This window comes from Pseudoclavibacter sp. VKM Ac-2867 (assembly GCF_015351275.1).
GTDB lineage: Bacteria > Actinomycetota > Actinomycetes > Actinomycetales > Microbacteriaceae > Pseudoclavibacter.
On the sequence record NZ_JADKSL010000008.1, the window covers coordinates 1 to 18,286 of the forward strand.

Consider the following 18,286-nt stretch of genomic DNA (forward strand, 5'->3'; position numbering starts at 1 on the left):
CGCCGGACTTCTTCATAAGCCGGGGTTGGTTGTTGAGTGAGCAGAGATGCTCCTCGATGATCAACCCCGGCTTTTTTTCATTCGCCACCAACCGCGACAACACAACGCAGCGCCGAAGTACCCCGGCGGCAGCACAGGGCACGTCCCTGAGCTCCGGAGTGCTGTGACGTAGGCTGGGTGGTGACGCAAGCGTCCAAGGTGAGGCGCATTCATACAAGCACGACAACAATTCGACAGCGCATCCCGAGGAGCTATTCATGGACGCAAACGACAACGAGCGGCGAAACCCGAGCAACGAACGCGGATCCGGCAACCGCCAGGAACGCAGCGGCCAGGATGGGCGACGGGATGCGAACTCCCGCGGCGGCGACCGCAAGCAGTTCGGCGACCGCAAGCCCTACACAGGCAGCGGCGACCGCAACCAGGGAGAGCGACGCAGCTACAACAACCGTGACGACGGCCAGCGTGGCGAGCGCAAGTCGTACCCGCCCCGCGATGGTGAGCGGAAGTCGTACGCGCCTCGTGATGACAGCCGTGGCGAGCGCAAGTCGTACCCGCCCCGCGATGGTGAGCGTCGTTCCTTCAACTCCCGCGATGACCGCGGCGACAACCGTGGTGAGCGCAAGTCCTACCCTCCCCGCGATGGTGAGCGGAAGTCCTACGCCCCTCGTGACGACAACCGTGGTGAGCGCAAGTCCTACCCTCCCCGCGATGGTGAGCGGAAGTCCTACGCCCCTCGCGACGACAACCGTGGCGAGCGCAAGTCGTACCCGCCTCGTGATGGTGAGCGTCGTCCCTTCAACTCCCGCGATGACCGCGGCGAGCGCAAGTCGTACCCTCCCCGCGACGGCGAGCGGAAGTCCTTCGCACCCCGCGATGACAATCGCGGTGAGCGGAAGTCCTACCCGCCTCGTGATGGTGAGCGTCGTCCCTTCAACTCCCGCGACGACCGCGGCGAGCGCAAGTCGTTCCCGCCCCGTGATGGTGAGCGGAAGTCGTACGCTCCGCGCGATGACAGCCGTGGTGAGCGGAAGTCCTACGCTCCTCGTGACGACAGCCGTGGCGAGCGGAAGTCGTACCCACCCCGTGACGGCGAGCGCAAGTCGTTCCCGCCCCGTGATGGTGAGCGGAAGTCCTACGCTCCTCGTGACGACAGCCGTGGTGAGCGGAAGTCCTACGCTCCTCGTGACGACAACCGTGGCGAGCGCAAGTCGTACCCTCCCCGTGATGGTGAGCGGAAGTCGTACGCTCCTCGTGACGACAGCCGTGGTGAGCGGAAGTCCTACGCGCCCCGCGACGGTGAGCGGAAGTCGTTCCCGCCCCGTGACGGTGAGCGGAAGTCGTACGCTCCTCGTGACGACAACCGTGGCGAGCGCAAGTCGTACGCGCCCCGCGATGACAACCGTGGTGAGCGGAAGTCCTACGCGCCCCGCGACGACAACCGTGGCGAGCGCAAGTCGTACCCACCACGTGACGGTGAGCGGAAGTCGTACCCTCCCCGTGACGGTGAGCGGAAGTCGTACCCTCCCCGTGACGGTGAGCGCAAGTCGTACCCTCCCCGTGACGGCGAGCGACGCTCATCCGGTCCCCGTGGCGACAGCCGTGGCGGACGCGACGATCGTGGCTTCTCGGGTGGGCGCGGACGTCCGGCGCCTGAGCGTCCGGAGCTGACCGAGGAGGAGCTGCTCGCGCGTGAGCTCCGCCCCGTTCGGGCAGAACACATCGACCCGATCGTTCCCGACGAGGTCAGCGAGTCCGATCTCCCGAAGGGTGCCCGCAACGAGCTGAAGACGCTCGAGGCGACCAACCAGGAATTCGTCGCCAGGCACCTCGTGATGGCATCGGTCCTCATCGACAGTGATCCCGAGCTCGCCCATCAGCATGCCGTCTCGGCGGCGCGCCGCGGCGGACGTATCGCCATGGTGCGCGAGACCCTCGCCATCACGGCGTACACGATCGGCGACTACGCGTTGGCGCTTCGCGAGCTGCGCACCTACCGTCGCATCAGCGGCAAGGAAGACCAGCTGGCGCTCATGATCGACAGCGAGCGCGGCCTCGGCCGCCCGGACCGGGCCCTCGAGCTCGGTCGCGCCGCCGATCGCACGGGTCTCGGCCCGGCCGAGCTGGTACAGGTCGCTATCGCCATGTCAGGTGCGCGTCTCGATCAGGGCGCCGCCGAGCTCGCGCTTGCCGAACTCGAGATCCCCCAGCTCGACCCCAAGCGTGCTTACTCCTACAGCCCGGCCTTGTTCGCCGCCTACGCGACGGTGCTCGAGGAACTCGAGCGCACCGCAGAAGCGGAGCGGTGGACGGCCCTCGCCACCAGGGCACAGGACGCTCTCGACGCCGTCAAGCACGACGAGCACGAGACGATCGAAGTTGTCACCGAAGGCGAGTTCCCCCCACTTGAGGAGGACCAGGTCGACGAGGACGGGATCGCAGCCGAGGACGAGATCGTGGGCGAAGGCCCGACGAGCGCTGTCGAAGGCTCGGGAATCGTCGCTGATGGCGAAGCCTCCGAGGCCGCGGAGTACTCGCGTGACGAGGACGACCTCGAAGCCGAGGTGGATGAGCTGCTCGCGGCGGCCGGTGACACGGTCGCAGCTGAGCCCGCACCTGAGGCTGAGGCTGAGGCCGACGTCATCGACGAAGCCGCTGCCGTGCTCGACGACGAACTGGTCGCCGAGGTCGAGGAAGAGGCGGACGAGATCGTCGCTGAAGCCGAGGCGCTGGATGGGGTTCAGGAAGAGGCTGACGAGATCGTCGCCGAGGCGGAGACTGCCGACGAGGTGAAGGAAATCGAGGAAGAGGCCGACGAGATCGTCGCCGCTGCCGAGGATGACCAGGATCTCGAGACCGGCGAGCACGAGATCGACGAGCACGAGAGCGCGCCTGTCGCCGTCGACGTCGAGCTCGACGTCGTCCCGGCGCCTGCTGAAGCTGAGGTCGCATCGGAGTCAGACGCTGACACCGCGCCTGCCGATGATGCATCGGCGGCTGATGTTAGCGACGATGAGAACAGTGACGACGAGAACGACGAGAACGACGACAACGAAGACGAGGAGAAGAAGCGCAAGGGCGACGAGCCCGAGCCCCTCTTCGACCTGTGACCGGACGCGGGGCGGCGGAATCACTCCGCCGCTCCGCTCCGCGACCGCCCGCAGCGCTTGCAGCGCGCCAATCGCGCCGATCCTGCCTGGGTCGACGGCAAGATCCCCAGAGTCAGGCTGCCGAAGCCGACGAGCTGAGAGAGACGAGAGATCCTGATGGCTTTGTTCAAGAAGAGCACCGGAACCGGGCCTGCCCCGCTCGACGGCGTGGACGTGGTGCTGGCGGACTTGGATGGCGTCGTCTACCGCGGACCGAACCCGGTGCCGTACGCGGTGGAGAGCCTGAACGCGCTTGCGCCGGCCGGTCTCCGTTCTGGGTACATCACGAACAATGCCTCGCGGACCGACGAGCAGGTTGCGCAGCATCTGCGCGAGCTGGGGCTCACACTCACGGCAGAGGACGTCGTGACGAGTCCGCAGGCGGCGGTGCGTCTCCTCGCTGACCAGGTGGCTCCCGGCGCGCTTGTGCTCGTCGTCGGTGGGGACGGTCTCATCGACGAACTCGCGAAGGGTGGATTCCGCGTGACGCGATCCGCGGACGACGAACCTGACGCGGTCATCCAGGGCTTCGCGCCGCACGTCGGCTGGGAGCACCTCGCGGAGGCCTCGTTCGCGCTCGCACGGGACATCCCGTGGGTCGCGACGAATCAGGATTGGACGATCCCTGTCGCTCGTGGCATCGCCCCGGGCAACGGAACGCTGGTGTCGGCCGTGCATACGGCGGTGCAGAAGCTGCCGCTCGTCGCCGGGAAGCCGGAGAAGGCGATCTTCGATGAGGCGGTGCGCCGCTTCGACGCGAAGCAGGCGCTGTTCATCGGCGACCGACTCGACACCGACATCAAGGGGGCCTCGAACGCCGGCATGGCCTCGGCGTTCGTGCTCACGGGCGTCGACCGTCCCAAGCAGCTCATTGCAGCGCCCCCCGGTCAGCGTCCCGACTTCATCTTGAGCGACCTTCGCGAGCTCTCGCAGCCGTACCCGAAGGTCGTCAGCGAGCGTCCACAGGCCGAAGTGGCCGTTGCGCGCGTCGGAGACGCGCAGGTCACGGTGCGTGGCATCGACGTCATCGTCGACCGCGCCGGATCCTCGCCCATCAACCTCCTCCGTGCTGGGTGCGCGGCGATCGCGGCTTCAGAGAAGCTCATCTACGCGCTCCGGGTGCCGGAGGTGCTGTACTCGGAACTCGCGTCGTGAGCGTCGACGCAGGCGGGAGCGGCGACGCGGAGCTCGCCCCCGAGCTCGATCGCATCGCGTCCCTGCCCGTCTCGGAGCGTGCGGCAGAGTTCTCGCAGCTGCACCAGCAGCTGGGGGAGCTCCTGGAGAGCACTCCCGTGCAGCTCTTCGACGGGGACAGCGCGTGAACGGTCCGATCACGAGCCCCGAGGGCGGCCCGCTCAAGCGCCTCGACACCGAGCTCACCCAGCGTGGGCTCGCGCGCAGCCGCACGGCCGCAGCGCGTCTCATCGAGGCCGGCCTGGTCTCCGTGAACGGTGTGCAGGCGAGCAAGACGGGCCTTCGCGTCGCCGACCACGACGAGCTGACGATCGCTGGGGGAGATGACTTCGTCTCACGCGCTGCGCACAAGCTCGTCGCAGGTCTCGACGCGGTACCGACGCTCGACCCCACTGGTCGAGTGGCGCTCGACGTGGGCGCATCCACCGGCGGCTTCACGCAGGTGCTGCTCTCTCGCGGCGCACGTCACGTCGTGGCACTCGACGTCGGGCACGACCAGCTGGCGCCCTCGGTGCGCGATGATCCTCGCGTGTCGAACCTGGAAGGCGTCAACGCCCGGTTCGTCGACGCCGAGCAGCTCAACGAACTGCTCGCGGCGGCGGAATCGCCCGTGCGCTCCGCCGATATCGACCTCGTCGTCGGCGATCTCTCATTCATCTCCCTGACCAAGGTGATCGCCCCCATCCTGGCGATGGCGCCCGGGACCGTCGACGCCGTGCTGCTCATCAAGCCGCAGTTCGAGGTCGGGCGTACGGGCGTCAAGGGCGGCATCGTCCACGACCGCAAGCTGGTCGCGCCCGCGCTCGAGCGGGTGCTCTTAGAAGCCGCCAGTTGCGGGCTCGAACTCGTCTCCCTGCGGCCGTCTCCCATCGTGGGAACGCACGGGAACTCAGAATTCGTCGCTGTCTTCCGCACGTCGAGAGGCTCGAGTCCAGCGGATGCTGACAGACTCGACACTCTGCGGCGAGCCATCGTCGAAGCGGAGGACTTGGAGGCAGATCGATGAGCGGGAACTCGAAGCGGCGGATCCTCGTCGTCAGCCACGTCGCACGCGAAGACGCCATCGAGGCGGCCATGACGGTGCTGCAGCTGCTCGACGATGCCGGTGTCGTTCCCGTGCTCGAGCCTTCGACGCACCGCGAGCTGCTGCGCCTCGACAGGAACCGGGTGCCCCGGACGACCATGGCGCTCGGCGATCAGCTCGCGGCCGACGAAGTCGAGATCGCGATCGTGCTCGGGGGCGACGGCACCATCCTGCGTGCCGCTGAACTGGTGCGCGATGCCGGGGTCCCGATTCTGGGGGTCAACCTCGGTCACGTCGGCTTCCTCGCCGAGAGTGAGCGAGACTCGCTCGCGGACGCCGTCGGACGAGCCCTCGATCGCGACTACGAGGTCGAGGAGCGGATGACGCTCGACGTCCGGGTCACGCTCGGCGGCCAGACCGTCTACGAGACCTGGGCCCTCAACGAGGCATCCATCGAGAAGGCCAGCCGTGAGCGGATGCTCGAGCTGGTTCTCGAGGTCGACGGGCAGCCGCTGCTCAGCTTCGGCGCAGACGGCGCGATCTTCTCGACTCCGACTGGCTCCACCGCCTACTCGTTCTCCGCGGGCGGTCCCATCGTGTGGCCGACAGTCGAGGCGCTGCTGCTCGTGCCGATCAGCGCGCACGCCCTCTTCGCGAGGCCCATCGTCGTTGGACCGAGCTCGACGCTCGCCGTGGAGATCATTCCCCGCACCGGCACGCCGGGTGTGCTGTGGTGCGACGGGCGACGCACCTACGACCTCACGGCGGGCTCCCGCGTGACGGCAACGCGCGGAGGCGCCCCGATCCGGCTGGCGCGACTCCACAGTGCGCCGTTCAGCAAACGACTTGTCGAAAAATTCCAACTCCCGACTTCAGGATGGCGAGGACCCGCACGCGCATGATTCTTGACATCGACATCTCCGGCCTCGGCGTCATCGAACGCGCCGAGCTTCCCCTCGGCCCCGGCTTCACCGCGATCACGGGGGAGACCGGCGCAGGCAAGACCATGATCGTCACAGCGCTGGGCCTGCTCCGCGGCGGGCGCGCCTCCGCGGACGCGGTGCGATCGGGCGCGAGCAAGGCAGTCGTGGAAGGGCGCTGGCAGCTCAACGCCGACAGCGCTGCAGCGCGCCTCGCGGCAGACGCGGGCGCAGAGCTCGACGAGAACGACGAGCTCCTCGTGGCCCGCCAGGTGAGTGCCGAGGGGCGGAGCCGAGCCTGGCTCGGCGGGCGCGGGGTGCCAGCCTCGATCCTCGCCGACCTCGGAGAGCGCCTTGTCGTGGTGCACGGGCAGAGCGACCAGTGGCGGCTTCGCAGCGAGGGTGCGCAGCGTGCCGCGCTGGATGCGTTCGGTGGCGCCGAGCTGCGCAGCGCGCGCACCGTGGTTCGCGAGGCGCATGTTCGCCGGGGGGAGCTGCGCGCCGAGCTGCAGACGCTGAGCGATGCTGAGGCCGAGCGCGAGCTCGAAGCCGCCCGACTGCGCCGAGCCCTCGCCGACATCGAGCCGGCCGAGCCGCAAGCGGGGGAGGACGTGACACTTCTCGCCCGCATCGAGCGGCTCTCCAACCTCGAGGCGCTCCGGCGCGACGTCGGCCAGGCGCACGAGCTCCTCGCCGGTGACAGCTCCGCAGGCTTCGGCGGACAGGGCGGCGCGAGCTCCACCGAGCTGGTCTCGCAGGTGCGAGCCCTCATCGACAGCGCGACAGCAAGCGACCCCGCATTGGGCGAGCTCGGACAGGCGGCGGCTGACATCTCGTTCGCGATCGACGAGCTCGGCCTGCGCCTCGCCAGCTACCTCGACGGACTCGAAGCCGAGGGAAGCGGTGAACTGGCGGAGCTCAACGAGCGGCTCACGCTGCTCACGAGCCTCACACGAACCTACGGACCGACGCTGGACGACGTGATCGAGCTCGGCTCCCAAGCGGGCATGAAGCTGCTGGAACTCGAGAACGACTCGACGCGCATCCAGCAGCTCGAGACCCAGATCGCCGAGGCGGAGGAGGCGCTCGCCGCCGCGGCTGCGCGCCTCACGGAACTGCGGACCGCGACGGCTGCGGTGCTCGAGGCGCGCGTCACGGAGGAGCTCCACGCGCTGGCCATGCCGGCAGCCCAGCTGACCGTGGCGATCACCCCGCTCGACGAAATCGCGGCCCACGGCGGCGACCGGGTCGCGTTCATGCTCCGTCCGCATCCAGGAACCGAGCCGGCCCCGCTCGGCAAGGGCGCGTCCGGCGGCGAGCTCTCTCGCGTCATGCTCGCGCTCGAAGTCGTGCTGGCGGACGTGAGCTCAGTGCCGACCCTCGTGTTCGACGAGGTCGACGCCGGCGTCGGCGGGTCCGCGGCCATCGAGATCGGGCGCCGCCTGCAGCGGCTCTCCGCGAACGCTCAGGTCATCGTCGTCACGCACCTGGCGCAGGTCGCGGCGTTCTCGGACAACCACATCAGCATCGAGAAGTCGAGCGACGGACAGTTCACGACCTCCAGCATCCGCCGGATCAGCGGCGCAGACCGGACGCAGGAGATCGCCAGGCTCCTGTCGGGACTCTCCTCCAGCGAGACCGGGAACGCCCACGCAGAGGAGCTGCTCGAGCTCGCCGCGGCGAATCGCACAGCGTCAGGCGCAGACGGATCGCGGTCCGTCGGCTAACATGGAATTCCGTGACTAGCGCAGATATCCCAGTTGCGGGAAACGACCAGGCCGTTGTCAAGCAAATCTATGTGACCGGGGGCGTGGTCTCCTCTCTCGGCAAGGGCTTGACCGCTGCCAGCTTGGGCAACCTCCTCAGGGCCCGAGGCCTGCGCGTCGTCATGCAGAAGCTCGACCCGTACCTCAACGTCGACCCGGGCACCATGAACCCGTTCCAGCACGGCGAGGTGTTCGTCACCAACGACGGGGCTGAGACCGACCTCGACATCGGCCACTACGAGCGCTTCCTCGACGTCGACCTCGCGCAGTCGGCCAACGTCACGACCGGGCAGATCTACTCGAGCGTCATCGCCAAGGAGCGCCGCGGCGAGTACCTGGGCGACACGGTCCAGGTGATCCCGCACATCACCGACGAGATCAAGCGACGCATGCGCCTCCAGGCCAGCGAGGAGCCTCGCCCCGACGTCATCATCACCGAGGTCGGCGGCACGATCGGCGACATCGAGTCGCAGCCATTCATCGAGTCGGCCCGCCAGCTGCGCCATGAGCTCGGACGCGACAACGTGTTCTTCGTGCACGTCTCGCTCGTCCCGTTCATGGGGGCCTCAGGCGAGCAGAAGACCAAGCCGACCCAGCACTCGGTCGCGGCTCTCCGCTCCGCGGGTATCCAGCCGGACGCGCTCGTGCTGCGCAGCGACCGCCCGGTGACCGAGAGCAACAAGCGCAAGATCGCCCTCATGTGCGATGTGCCGGAGCGCGCGGTCGTGAATACCATCGACCTGCCGTCGATCTACGACATCCCGCGCGTCCTGCGCGATCAGGGACTCGACGAGTACATCATCGAGCAGCTCAAACTCCCCGCCGAGCCCATCGAGTGGAGCGCCTGGGAGCGCCTGCTCGAGGTCGTCCACCAGCCCAAGCATCAGATCACGGTCGGCCTGGTCGGCAAGTACATCGACCTCCCCGACGCCTACCTGTCCGTGACCGAGGCGCTGCGGGCCGGCGGCTTCGCGAACCAGACGCGCGTCAAGCTGCGCTGGATCCCATCCGACGAGTGCGAGACGGCAGAGGGCTCCGCAGCACAGCTGAGCGACGTCGACGCGATCTGCGTGCCAGGCGGCTTCGGCATCCGCGGCATCGAGGGCAAGCTCGGCGCCCTGCGCTTCGCTCGCGACAACCGCATCCCCACGCTCGGGCTGTGCCTCGGCATGCAGTGCATGGTCATCGAGTACGCACGCAACGTCGTCGGCATCAGCGACGCGAGCTCGTCCGAGTTCGACCCGGAGACGCCGAACCCCGTCATCGCGACCATGGCCGAGCAGGTCGACATCATCGAGACCGGCGACCTCGGCGGCACGATGCGCCTCGGGTCCTACCCGGCAGCCCTCGATGAGGGCTCCATCATCGCCGAGCTCTACGGCTCGACCCTCGTCGAGGAGCGCCACCGTCACCGCTACGAGGTGAACAACGCGTACCGCGATCAGATCTCGGATGCGGGCCTCCACTTCTCGGGACTCTCACCGGACGGCACCCTCGTCGAGTACGTCGAGCTGCCGCGCGAGGTGCACCCGTTCTACGTGGCCACGCAGGCGCACCCCGAGCTCAAGTCGCGCCCCAACAACGCGCACCCGCTGTTCTCCGGCCTCGTCGCCGCCGGCCTCGAGCGTCAGCGCTCCGGTCGCCTCGTCGACGTCGAGGAGAGCGTGCAGGACGTGGACCAGGTCCAGCAGTGACCTCGTCCGCTGAATCGGGGCCCTTCGCCGACGCGGTCGCGGAAGACACGGTGCTCGAGTCGAGCGTCGTCTTCCGCGGCGCCGTCTGGGACATCGTCCGCGAGCGGTTCCGTTTCGGCGGAGAGGTGCTGACGCGGGAGTTCATGTCGCACACGGGAGCGGTCGCAGTGCTCGTGCTCGATGACGCCGACCGCATCCTCTTTATCCGCCAGTACCGTCACCCGGTCGGGCGGCGCGACTGGGAGTTGCCGGCAGGGCTCCTCGACGCGCCCGGCGAGGACCCGCTCGACGCCGCGAAGCGCGAGCTCGGCGAGGAGGTCGACCTGCTCGCGGACCGCTGGGACGTGCTGCTCGACCAGTACACCTCGCCGGGGGGCAGCAGCGAGAACGTGCGCGTCTACCTCGCCCGCGGTCTCTCGGCCACTCCGGAGGCGTTCGATCGCACCGGCGAGGAGGCCGAGCTCGAGCAGCGCTGGGTTGCTCTTCCCGACGCGCTCGAGGCCGTCCTCGACGGCTCCGTGCAGAACCCGTTCGTCGTCTCGGGCGTCATGGCGCTCCACCTCGCGAAGGAACGCTCCTTCTCGACGCTCCGACCCGCGGACGCGGCCTGGCCGACCCGCTCGCCGGGGCGCCCAGAGTAGTCGGCCAGCCCATGGCCGCGGATCCGGTCGAGGCTGCGTCGGACGCGGCCCGCCTCGATACCTACCTCAGGCATCTGACGATCGAGCGCGGCCTCTCCGCCAACAGCCTCGGGGCCTACCGGCGAGACCTCGTCAAGTACCTCGACTGGCTCGAGCAGGGTGACCGCGGCCCGGTCGCGGCCGCGAAGCCCGAGGACGTCACCGCCTTCCTCGCGCACCTGCGCGACGGCGAGCAGCTGGCCGCCTCCTCCGTCTCGAGGACGCTGTCCTCGGTGCGCGGCTTCCACCGGTTCCTGCTCGACGAGGGCGTGCTCGAGGTGGACGCCACCGCGCGGGTGCGCGCGCCCAAGCTGCCGTCACGGCTCCCGAAGGCGCTCACCGTGGCCGAGGTGGAGCGGCTGCTGCAGGCAGCAGACGGCGAGACGCTCGAGGCGATGCGCGACACCGCGCTCGTCGAGCTCCTCTACGCGAGCGGCGCGCGCATCTCCGAACTCGTCGACCTCAACGTCGATGACCTGCTCGAGCCCGGCATCCTCCGGGTGCGGGGCAAAGGCAACAAGCAGCGCATCGTGCCGGTCGGCAGCTTCGCGCAGCGAGCCCTCGACCGCTACCTCGTTCGAGCGAGACGCGAGCTCTCCTCGCGGGGGAGCGCAACCCCGGCGCTGTTCCTCGGCACGCGCGGTGCGCGGCTCTCCCGGCAGAGCGCCTTCAACCTGCTCGACGCGATCGCAGCGCGGGCGGACCTCGCCGGACGCGTCTCCCCGCACACACTCCGCCACTCGTTCGCGACGCACTTGCTCGAGGGCGGAGCGGATGTGCGCGTCGTGCAGGAGCTCCTCGGCCACGCCTCCGTCTCGACGACTCAGATCTACACGCTCGTGACGGCCGACACGCTCCGGGACGTCTACGCGACGAGCCATCCGCGCGCCACCCTCGGCGGAGGCCAGGCCGGGGATAGGATGCAGAGGTCATGAGCGAAGAGACCATCGAATCCACTCCCCGCAGCGCAAGCGCGGTGTCGACGCGACTCTATAACCACTTCGACGTGCCAGAGGAACTCGACGACCACGGCCCTGCGCGCATCATCTCGATGTGCAACCAGAAGGGTGGCGTCGGGAAGACCACGACGAGCATCAACCTCGGCGCCTCGCTCGCGCTCTACGGCCGCCGTGTGCTCGCCGTCGACTTCGACCCGCAGGGTGCGCTGAGCGCGGGCCTCGGCATTCGCACCTACGACGCCCCGACGGTCTACGACCTGCTCATCGGCACGGTCAAGGACCCGCACGAGGTCATCCAGCCGACGGCCTTCCCCGGCCTCGACGTGATGCCCGCGAACATCGACCTCTCTGCTGCGGAAGTCCACCTCGTCACCGAGGTCGCGCGCGAGCAGATCCTCGCGAGTGTGCTGCGCAAGGTCTCGAGCGAGTACGACGTCATCATCGTCGACTGCCAGCCCTCGCTCGGCCTCCTCACGGTCAACGCCCTAACCGCCAGCCACGGCGTGATCATCCCGCTCGAGTGCGAGTACTTCGCGCTCCGCGGGGTTGCACTGCTCGTCGAGACCGTCGACAAGGTGCGCGACCGCCTCAACCCCTCGCTCGAGCTCGACGGCATCCTGCCGACCATGTACGACGGCCGCACCCTGCACTCGCGCGAGGTGCTCGACCGCGTCTACGAGGCGTTCGGCGACCGCGTCTTCGACACGGTCATCGGCCGCACGGTGAAGTTCCCCGACGCCTCCGTCGCCGGCGTGCCCATCGTCAGTTTCGCTCCAGAGCACACCGCGGCGAAGGCCTACCACCAGCTCGCGCGCGAGTTGGTCGAACGTGGCGCCGTCGCCTAGCACGCTGACCGCACGGGCCACTCCGGCCAGGCAGGGGAGCTCGGCCGCCGCCGACATCGAGGCGGCCCCGGACGCGGACTTCCGTGTCTCCCTCAGCAACTTCGAGGGCCCGTTCGATCTCCTGCTGACGCTCATCTCGAAGCACGAGATGGACATCACCGAGGTGTCGCTCAGCCGCGTCACGAGCGAGTTCATCGGGTACCTGAACGACCTGTCGACGCCGGAGGAGCTCGATCGGGCGAGTGAGTTCATCGTCGTCGCGGCAACGCTGCTCGACATGAAAATCGTCAGCCTGCTTCCGCAGGGCGAGTACGTGGATGCGGAGGACGTGGCGATCCTCGAGGCACGAGACCTCCTGTTCGCACGCCTCCTGCAGTACAAGGCGTTCAAGGAGGTCTCCGCATGGTTCGCGGCAGCGCTCGGCGTCGAGGGGCAGCGCACGACGCGTGCCGTGCCCCTGGAGGCGAAGTTCCGAGAGCGCATCCCGGAGCTCGTCTGGACGCTGTCCGCCGCCGACTTCGCTGCGCTCGCGACGCTCGCGCTCGCGCCACGAGAGATCCCGACCGTCGGCCTCACCCACCTCCACGCTCCCAAGGTGAGCATCCGAGAGCAGGCCCGCATCCTCGTCGCGGTCCTCCAGGACGGCGAACCGCGCACCTTCCGGGAGCTCGTCGCCGACGCCAGCGCTCGCGGTGTGGTCATCGCGCGCTTCCTGGCCCTCCTCGAGCTGTACCGCAGGGCCGCGTTGAGCTTCGAGCAGGAGTCCCCGCTCGGTGAGCTCATCGTGCAGTGGGACGCGCAGGACTGGGATGCGGCGCAGCTCTCGAGCCTCGGAGACGACGATGACTGACCTCACCGCGACCGAGCAGCCCTCCGATCGGGGCGAGCAGCCAAGCGTCGAGCTCGACCGCGCCGTCGAGGCGATCCTCTTCGTCGCCGACGAGCCACTGTCGCTCGTGACCATCGCCGGCGCCGTCAGCCGCCCCGTCTCCGACGTCCGAGCATCCATCGGCCGGCTCGTCGCCGACTACAACGGCGACCTCGGCGGGCCGGAGCGCGGCTTCGAGCTGCGCGAGGTGGGCGGGGGATGGCGGCTCTACGTGCGCGAGACGCTCGATGACATCGTCGCCGACTTCGTGCTCACCCGCCAGCCGTCGAGGCTCTCGCAGGCTGCGCTCGAGACGCTCGCGGTCATCGCCTACCGTCAGCCCATCACCCGTTCGCAGGTGGCGCAGGTCCGCGCTGTGAACGTCGACTCGGTGGTGCGTACTCTGGTAGCACGTGGCCTCATCGCAGAAGACGGCCACGATGACGTGACCGGGGCCATTCGCTACGTCACGACCCAGGCGCTTCTGGTGCACCTGGGACTCAACTCGCTCGACGAGCTGCCAAAGATTTCACCTCTGCTCGACGAAGGACAGGACGGATTCCATGAGTGATCAGCGAGGGCGCGCACCGCGCCACGGCGACACCGACCGCACCGCCGACGAAGCCGCGGCGCTCCGCCAGGCTGCACAGGCGCGACCGGAAGGCGGCTACTCGATGGACGATTTCGCCGACATCCCGCTCCCCGGCCGCGAGGTCGCCCCGGTGGAGGAGCGCAACGACGGCGTTCGTCTGCAGAAGGCGCTCGCGGCGGCAGGCGTCGCCTCCCGTCGTGTCTGCGAGCAGTACATCACGCAGGGACGCATCGAGGTCAACGGGGTCGTCGTGACCGAACTCGGGAGCCGCGTCTTCCCAGACCGTGACGAGGTCGCGGTGGACGGGACCCCCATCCAGCTCGACCCGAGCAAGCGCTACGTCCTCCTCAACAAGCCCACAGGCGTCGTCTCGACGATGCGCGACGAGCAGGGCCGCCCGGACCTTCGCGAGTTCACAAGCGAATTCGAGGAGCGGGTCTACAACGTCGGCAGGCTCGACATCGACACGAGCGGCCTGCTGATCCTCACGAACGACGGAGAACTCGCGCACGTGCTCGCGCACCCGTCCTTCGGCGTGGAGAAGACGTACATCGCCCGCGTCGAGGGGCGCGTGTCCGCGAAGGCCCTGCAGCGCCTTCGCCAGGGGTTCGAACTCGAAGACGGCTTCATCAAGGCCGACAGTGCGAGGCTGCTCGCCGATCAGCCGAGCCACACGGCGTCGCTCGTCGAGATCGTGCTGCACTCTGGCCGCAACCGCATCGTGCGTCGCATGCTCGAAGAGGTCGGGCATCCCGTCAGCGCGCTCGTGCGTCGGAGCTTCGGGCCGTTGAACCTCGGCACGCTGCGCGAAGGCGAGATGCGCGAGTTCACTACACTGGAACTCGGCCGCATCCTGAAGCTCGCCCGGCGAGCCGGTGAGCAGCGCGAGAGCGGTGCCCCCGCGCAGTCAGCAGCCCCCGAGCGCGGGCCGAAGCAGGGGAGAACCGCGCGGCAGGCGCCGTCTGCCCAGTCGAAAGGTCGTCGATGACGCCAACTCGAACCAACTCCCCGGTGCGGGTGGTCGGTGCCGGGCTGCTCGGCACGAGTGTCGGTCACGCGCTCCGGAGGCTCGGCGTCGACGTCCAGCTCGACGACATCTCGCCGTCGGTGCTGCAGCTCGCGGTCGACTACGGCGCGGGAACTCCCGCAGCTGATGCTGCCGGGGGAGAGCCACCCCGAATCGTCGTGGTCTGCGTGCCGCCTGACGTGACAGGGCAGGTCGTCGCGGCTGAGCTCGAGCGCTGGCCCGACGCCATCGTGACCGACGTCGCGAGCGTGAAGTCGGCACCGCTCGCCGAGCTCGTCGCTCGGGGAGCCGACATCAGCCGGTACCTCGGCTCGCATCCCATGGCCGGCCGCGAGACGGGCGGACCCCTCTCGGGCCGCGCCGACCTCTTCGTCGGGCGCCCGTGGGTCATCGCGCACCACGAGCAGACGAGCGTCTTCGCGCTGCAGGAGGTCGAAGGCCTCGCGCTCGATCTCGGCGCGACTCCCGTCGCCATGACGGCCCACGACCACGACCGTGCCGTCGCGCTCGTCTCCCACGTCCCCCAGCTGGTCTCCACGCTGCTCGCCTCCCGCCTCGTCGACGACGAGGACGGCGCGACCGCACTCGCAGGCCAGGGGCTGAGAGACCTCACGAGGATCGCCTCGAGCGACCCCGTCCTGTGGACCCAGATCCTCACCGCGAACGCGGCTCCGACTGCTGCGGTGCTGCGCAAGCTGCAGGCCGACCTCGACAAGGTCGCGGGCGCGCTCGAGCGCAGCCAGGAGCGCGGCTCCGGGCGCATCATCGCGGAACAGCTCGCGACCGGCAACGCCGGCGTCGCGCGCCTGCCAGGCAAGCACGGCTCCTCTCGACGTGAGTTCGACTCCGTCACGGTCATGATCGACGACAAGCCCGGCCAGCTCGCACGCCTCATGGGCGATGTGGGCGATGCGCAGGTCAACGTCGAGGACTTCCGGATGGAACACGCGCAGGCATCGAACGTGGGCCTCGTCGTCATCTCCGTCGTGCCATCGGCAACGGCGAAGCTCGTCGAAGAGCTCGAGCAGCGAGGGTGGAGGATCGCCGCATGAGCGCCTCCACCTCACCGCTCGCCGCCCCCGTCGGGGGCAGCCCCCTCGTCGTCGCCGTCGACGGCCCGGCAGGATCGGGCAAGTCCAGCGTGTGCCGCGAGAGCGCGAGGCGCCTCCGCTTCAGCTACCTGGACACAGGCGCCGCCTACCGCGCGCTCACCTGGTTCGTCATCGAGCGCGGCTGCGACCTCGACGACACCGCAGCGATCGTCGCCCTCCTTCCGACCTTCATCGCCGAGTACCGCATCTCGCACAGCCCGGACGAGCGCTGGGTCCGCGTGGGCGCGACCGATGTCTCGGAGCACATCCGCGACACCGCCATCTCCGGCGAGGTCTGGCGAGTATCCCGGGTGCCAGAGGCCCGTGAGGCCCTCACGGCGCTCTTCCGGAGCACCATGGCCGAGACGGCAGCTGCCGGCATCATCGCCGAAGGTCGGGACATCACGACGGTCGTGGCCACGGATGCGCCCGTGCGCATCCTCATGACCGCGGACGAGGCCGTCCGCATCGCGCGCAGGGCCGGCGAGAAGGCGGGCGAGGCGGTCTCTGCGGTGGCAGCGTCCGTCTCAGCGCGCGATGCCCGCGACGCCAAGGTCACCAACTTCACCGAGGCCGCCGACGGCGTCACGGTGCTCGACACGACGAGGCTCGACTTCGAGCAGTCGGTCGAGGAATTCCTGCGAATCGTCGCCTCGGCGCCCGATTCGCACCAGACGACAGCACCGTCGCTGGCAGCCGCCCCGAGCGCGCTGTCAGACACGACAACACGAAGGAGTCACGATGACTGACGACCAAGGGAACAACGACGAGGCCACCCAGGCCTCCGATGAGTTCGACGCAGCAGGAGGCGAAGAGCTCGTCTCGCGCCTCGAGGGGCTCGACGAATCCGTCGTCGAGCAGCGCACCAACGCGCTGCGCCAGAGCCTCGACGACTACGAGCTCGAGGAAGACGACCTCGAGGTGCTCCTCGGCGCCTCCGAGGACGGCGACGCCATCACGTACCTGCCAGCGCTTCCCGTGCTCGCGGTCGTCGGCCGACCCAACGTCGGCAAGAGCGCGCTCGTCAACCGCATCATCGGCCGCCGCGAGGCCGTCGTGGAGGACACGCCAGGCGTGACCCGCGACCGCGTCTCGTACAAGGCCGAGTGGAACAACCGCTGGTACACGATCGTCGACACCGGCGGGTGGGAGCCCGACGCGAAGGGCATCGACCTGTCGGTCGCCCAGCAGGCGGAGATCGCCGTCGAACTCGCTGACGCCGTGCTCTTCGTCGTCGACGCGAACGTCGGCCCCACCGCCACGGACGAGCACGTCGTGAAGCTGCTCCGCAAGACGGACCGGCCCGTCATCCTCGTCGCGAACAAGGTCGACGACGCCGTCCAGGAGCCGAACGCGGCGCAGCTGTGGAGCCTCGGGCTCGGCGAGCCATGGCCGGTCTCGGCAGTCCACGGACGCGGAGTCGCTGACCTCCTCGACAAGGTCATCGAGATCCTCCCCGAGGTCTCCAAGGTCGCGAAGGAGGAGATCGGCGGACCCCGCCGCGTCGCCATCCTGGGCCGCCCGAACGTCGGCAAGTCGAGCCTCCTCAACAAGGCCGCGGGCGAAGAGCGTGTCGTCGTCAACTCCCTTGCCGGCACCACTCGCGACCCCGTCGACGAGCAGGTCGAGCTGGGCGGCAAGATCTGGCGCTTCGTCGACACGGCGGGCATCCGGCGTCGGGTGCACCTGCAGCAGGGCGCGGACTTCTACGCGTCGCTGCGCACGACGGCAGCCCTCGAGAAGGCCGAGGTCGCCGTCGTCGTCCTCGACGTGACCGAGGCCGTCAACGTGCAGGACCTGCGCATCATCGACCTGGTGCTCGAATCCGGGCGCGCACTCGTGCTCGCCTTCAACAAGTGGGACATGCTCGACGATGAACGCCGCTGGCAGCTTGAGCGTGAGGTCGAACGCGATCTCGCCCACGTCGCCTGGGCACCGCGCGTGAACATCTCCGCCAAGACCGGCCGCCACCTCGAGAAGCTCGTGCCGGCCCTCGAACTGGCCCTCGACTCATGGGACACGCGCATCCCGACGGGCAAGTTCAACGCGTTCCTCGCGGAGCTCACGGCGGAGTTCCCGCACCCGCTCCGTGGTGGCAAGCAGCCGCGCATCCTGTTCGGCACCCAGGCGCAGACGCGTCCGCCGACATTCGTGCTCTTCACGACCGGCTTCCTCGACCCTGGCTACCGTCGCTTCATCCAGCGTCGACTCCGCGAGGTGTACGGCTTCGAGGGCTCGCCGATCATCACGAACATGCGTGTCCGCGAGAAGCGGGCGAAGCGCAGCTAGCGCGTCCGCCAGCGCCGAGGGGCCCGTTCCGCAGCTGCGGGACGGGCCCCTCGTGGCAAAATCGGCGCTTTTTTCCTCATTGTGAATACGGAGGTGCCCCTCGACCCGGATTCCCGCACGTCAGGCAGCGCAGAACCGTAGGATTTTTCGTGAGCCTGGCTGTCAGGCGTGAACTTTCGACGTTGAGG

At 68.8% G+C, this 18,286-nt stretch carries 16 protein-coding genes; all 16 read left to right on the forward strand.

Annotated elements, in window-relative coordinates; translation table 11 throughout:
* Window positions 1–257 precede the first annotated feature (257 nt).
* The 16 genes from ITJ67_RS09325 to der all read left to right on the forward strand — a co-directional run bounded on the left by ITJ67_RS09325 (window position 258) and on the right by der (window position 18,098).
* The gene (locus tag ITJ67_RS09325) at window positions 258–3,110 is read left to right on the forward strand and encodes a hypothetical protein (protein ID WP_194677441.1); all 2,853 of its coding nucleotides are present in this window, start codon (window positions 258–260) and stop codon (window positions 3,108–3,110) included.
* A gap of 156 nt (window positions 3,111–3,266) precedes the next feature.
* Window positions 3,267–4,304 (forward strand): HAD-IIA family hydrolase, encoded by a 1,038-nt coding sequence (locus ITJ67_RS09330; RefSeq protein ID WP_194677442.1) that lies wholly within the window; start codon window positions 3,267–3,269, stop codon window positions 4,302–4,304.
* The gene (locus ITJ67_RS20255; protein WP_160073958.1) at window positions 4,301–4,471 is read left to right on the forward strand and encodes a hypothetical protein; all 171 of its coding nucleotides are present in this window, start codon (window positions 4,301–4,303) and stop codon (window positions 4,469–4,471) included. The genes ITJ67_RS09330 and ITJ67_RS20255 overlap by 4 nt, the downstream gene beginning before the upstream one ends.
* A complete protein-coding gene (locus ITJ67_RS09340) occupies window positions 4,468–5,349 on the forward strand; it encodes a TlyA family RNA methyltransferase (protein ID WP_236558535.1) in 882 nt (293 codons plus the stop codon). Before ITJ67_RS20255 ends, ITJ67_RS09340 begins: the two co-directional genes overlap by 4 nt.
* Window positions 5,346–6,269 (forward strand): NAD kinase, encoded by a 924-nt coding sequence (locus ITJ67_RS09345; RefSeq protein ID WP_104242281.1) that lies wholly within the window; start codon window positions 5,346–5,348, stop codon window positions 6,267–6,269. The genes ITJ67_RS09340 and ITJ67_RS09345 overlap by 4 nt, the downstream gene beginning before the upstream one ends.
* Entirely contained in the window at window positions 6,266–8,014 is a 1,749-nt protein-coding gene (gene recN, locus ITJ67_RS09350) for a DNA repair protein RecN (protein ID WP_160073960.1), read from the forward strand. The genes ITJ67_RS09345 and recN overlap by 4 nt, the downstream gene beginning before the upstream one ends.
* 26 nt (window positions 8,015–8,040) lie before the next feature.
* Window positions 8,041–9,747: a CTP synthase gene (locus ITJ67_RS09355; RefSeq protein ID WP_160074366.1), complete on the forward strand. Its 1,707-nt coding sequence runs from the start codon at window positions 8,041–8,043 to the stop codon at window positions 9,745–9,747.
* A complete protein-coding gene (locus ITJ67_RS09360) occupies window positions 9,744–10,388 on the forward strand; it encodes an NUDIX domain-containing protein (protein ID WP_104242279.1) in 645 nt (214 codons plus the stop codon). The genes ITJ67_RS09355 and ITJ67_RS09360 overlap by 4 nt, the downstream gene beginning before the upstream one ends.
* An 11-nt stretch (window positions 10,389–10,399) precedes the next feature.
* Window positions 10,400–11,362 (forward strand): site-specific tyrosine recombinase XerD, encoded by a 963-nt coding sequence (gene xerD, locus ITJ67_RS09365; RefSeq protein WP_194677443.1) that lies wholly within the window; start codon window positions 10,400–10,402, stop codon window positions 11,360–11,362.
* Window positions 11,359–12,231, forward strand: coding sequence for a ParA family protein (locus tag ITJ67_RS09370; RefSeq protein WP_104242275.1), 873 nt, complete (start codon window positions 11,359–11,361; stop codon window positions 12,229–12,231). The genes xerD and ITJ67_RS09370 overlap by 4 nt, the downstream gene beginning before the upstream one ends.
* On the forward strand, window positions 12,215–13,081 hold the full coding sequence (locus tag ITJ67_RS09375) for a segregation and condensation protein A (protein ID WP_416362314.1): 867 nt from the start codon (window positions 12,215–12,217) through the stop codon (window positions 13,079–13,081). Before ITJ67_RS09370 ends, ITJ67_RS09375 begins: the two co-directional genes overlap by 17 nt.
* The gene (gene scpB, locus ITJ67_RS09380) at window positions 13,074–13,670 is read left to right on the forward strand and encodes an SMC-Scp complex subunit ScpB (RefSeq protein ID WP_194677444.1); all 597 of its coding nucleotides are present in this window, start codon (window positions 13,074–13,076) and stop codon (window positions 13,668–13,670) included. Before ITJ67_RS09375 ends, scpB begins: the two co-directional genes overlap by 8 nt.
* Window positions 13,671–13,773: 103 nt before the next feature.
* Window positions 13,774–14,679, forward strand: coding sequence for a pseudouridine synthase (locus tag ITJ67_RS09385; RefSeq protein ID WP_160074370.1), 906 nt, complete (start codon window positions 13,774–13,776; stop codon window positions 14,677–14,679).
* Entirely contained in the window at window positions 14,676–15,770 is a 1,095-nt protein-coding gene (locus tag ITJ67_RS09390; protein WP_160073966.1) for a prephenate dehydrogenase, read from the forward strand. The genes ITJ67_RS09385 and ITJ67_RS09390 overlap by 4 nt, the downstream gene beginning before the upstream one ends.
* Window positions 15,767–16,558, forward strand: coding sequence for a (d)CMP kinase (gene cmk / locus ITJ67_RS09395; protein WP_194677445.1), 792 nt, complete (start codon window positions 15,767–15,769; stop codon window positions 16,556–16,558). The genes ITJ67_RS09390 and cmk overlap by 4 nt, the downstream gene beginning before the upstream one ends.
* Window positions 16,551–18,098 (forward strand): ribosome biogenesis GTPase Der, encoded by a 1,548-nt coding sequence (gene der / locus ITJ67_RS09400; protein WP_104242269.1) that lies wholly within the window; start codon window positions 16,551–16,553, stop codon window positions 18,096–18,098. The genes cmk and der overlap by 8 nt, the downstream gene beginning before the upstream one ends.
* The last annotated feature ends 188 nt before the right edge of the window (window positions 18,099–18,286 follow it).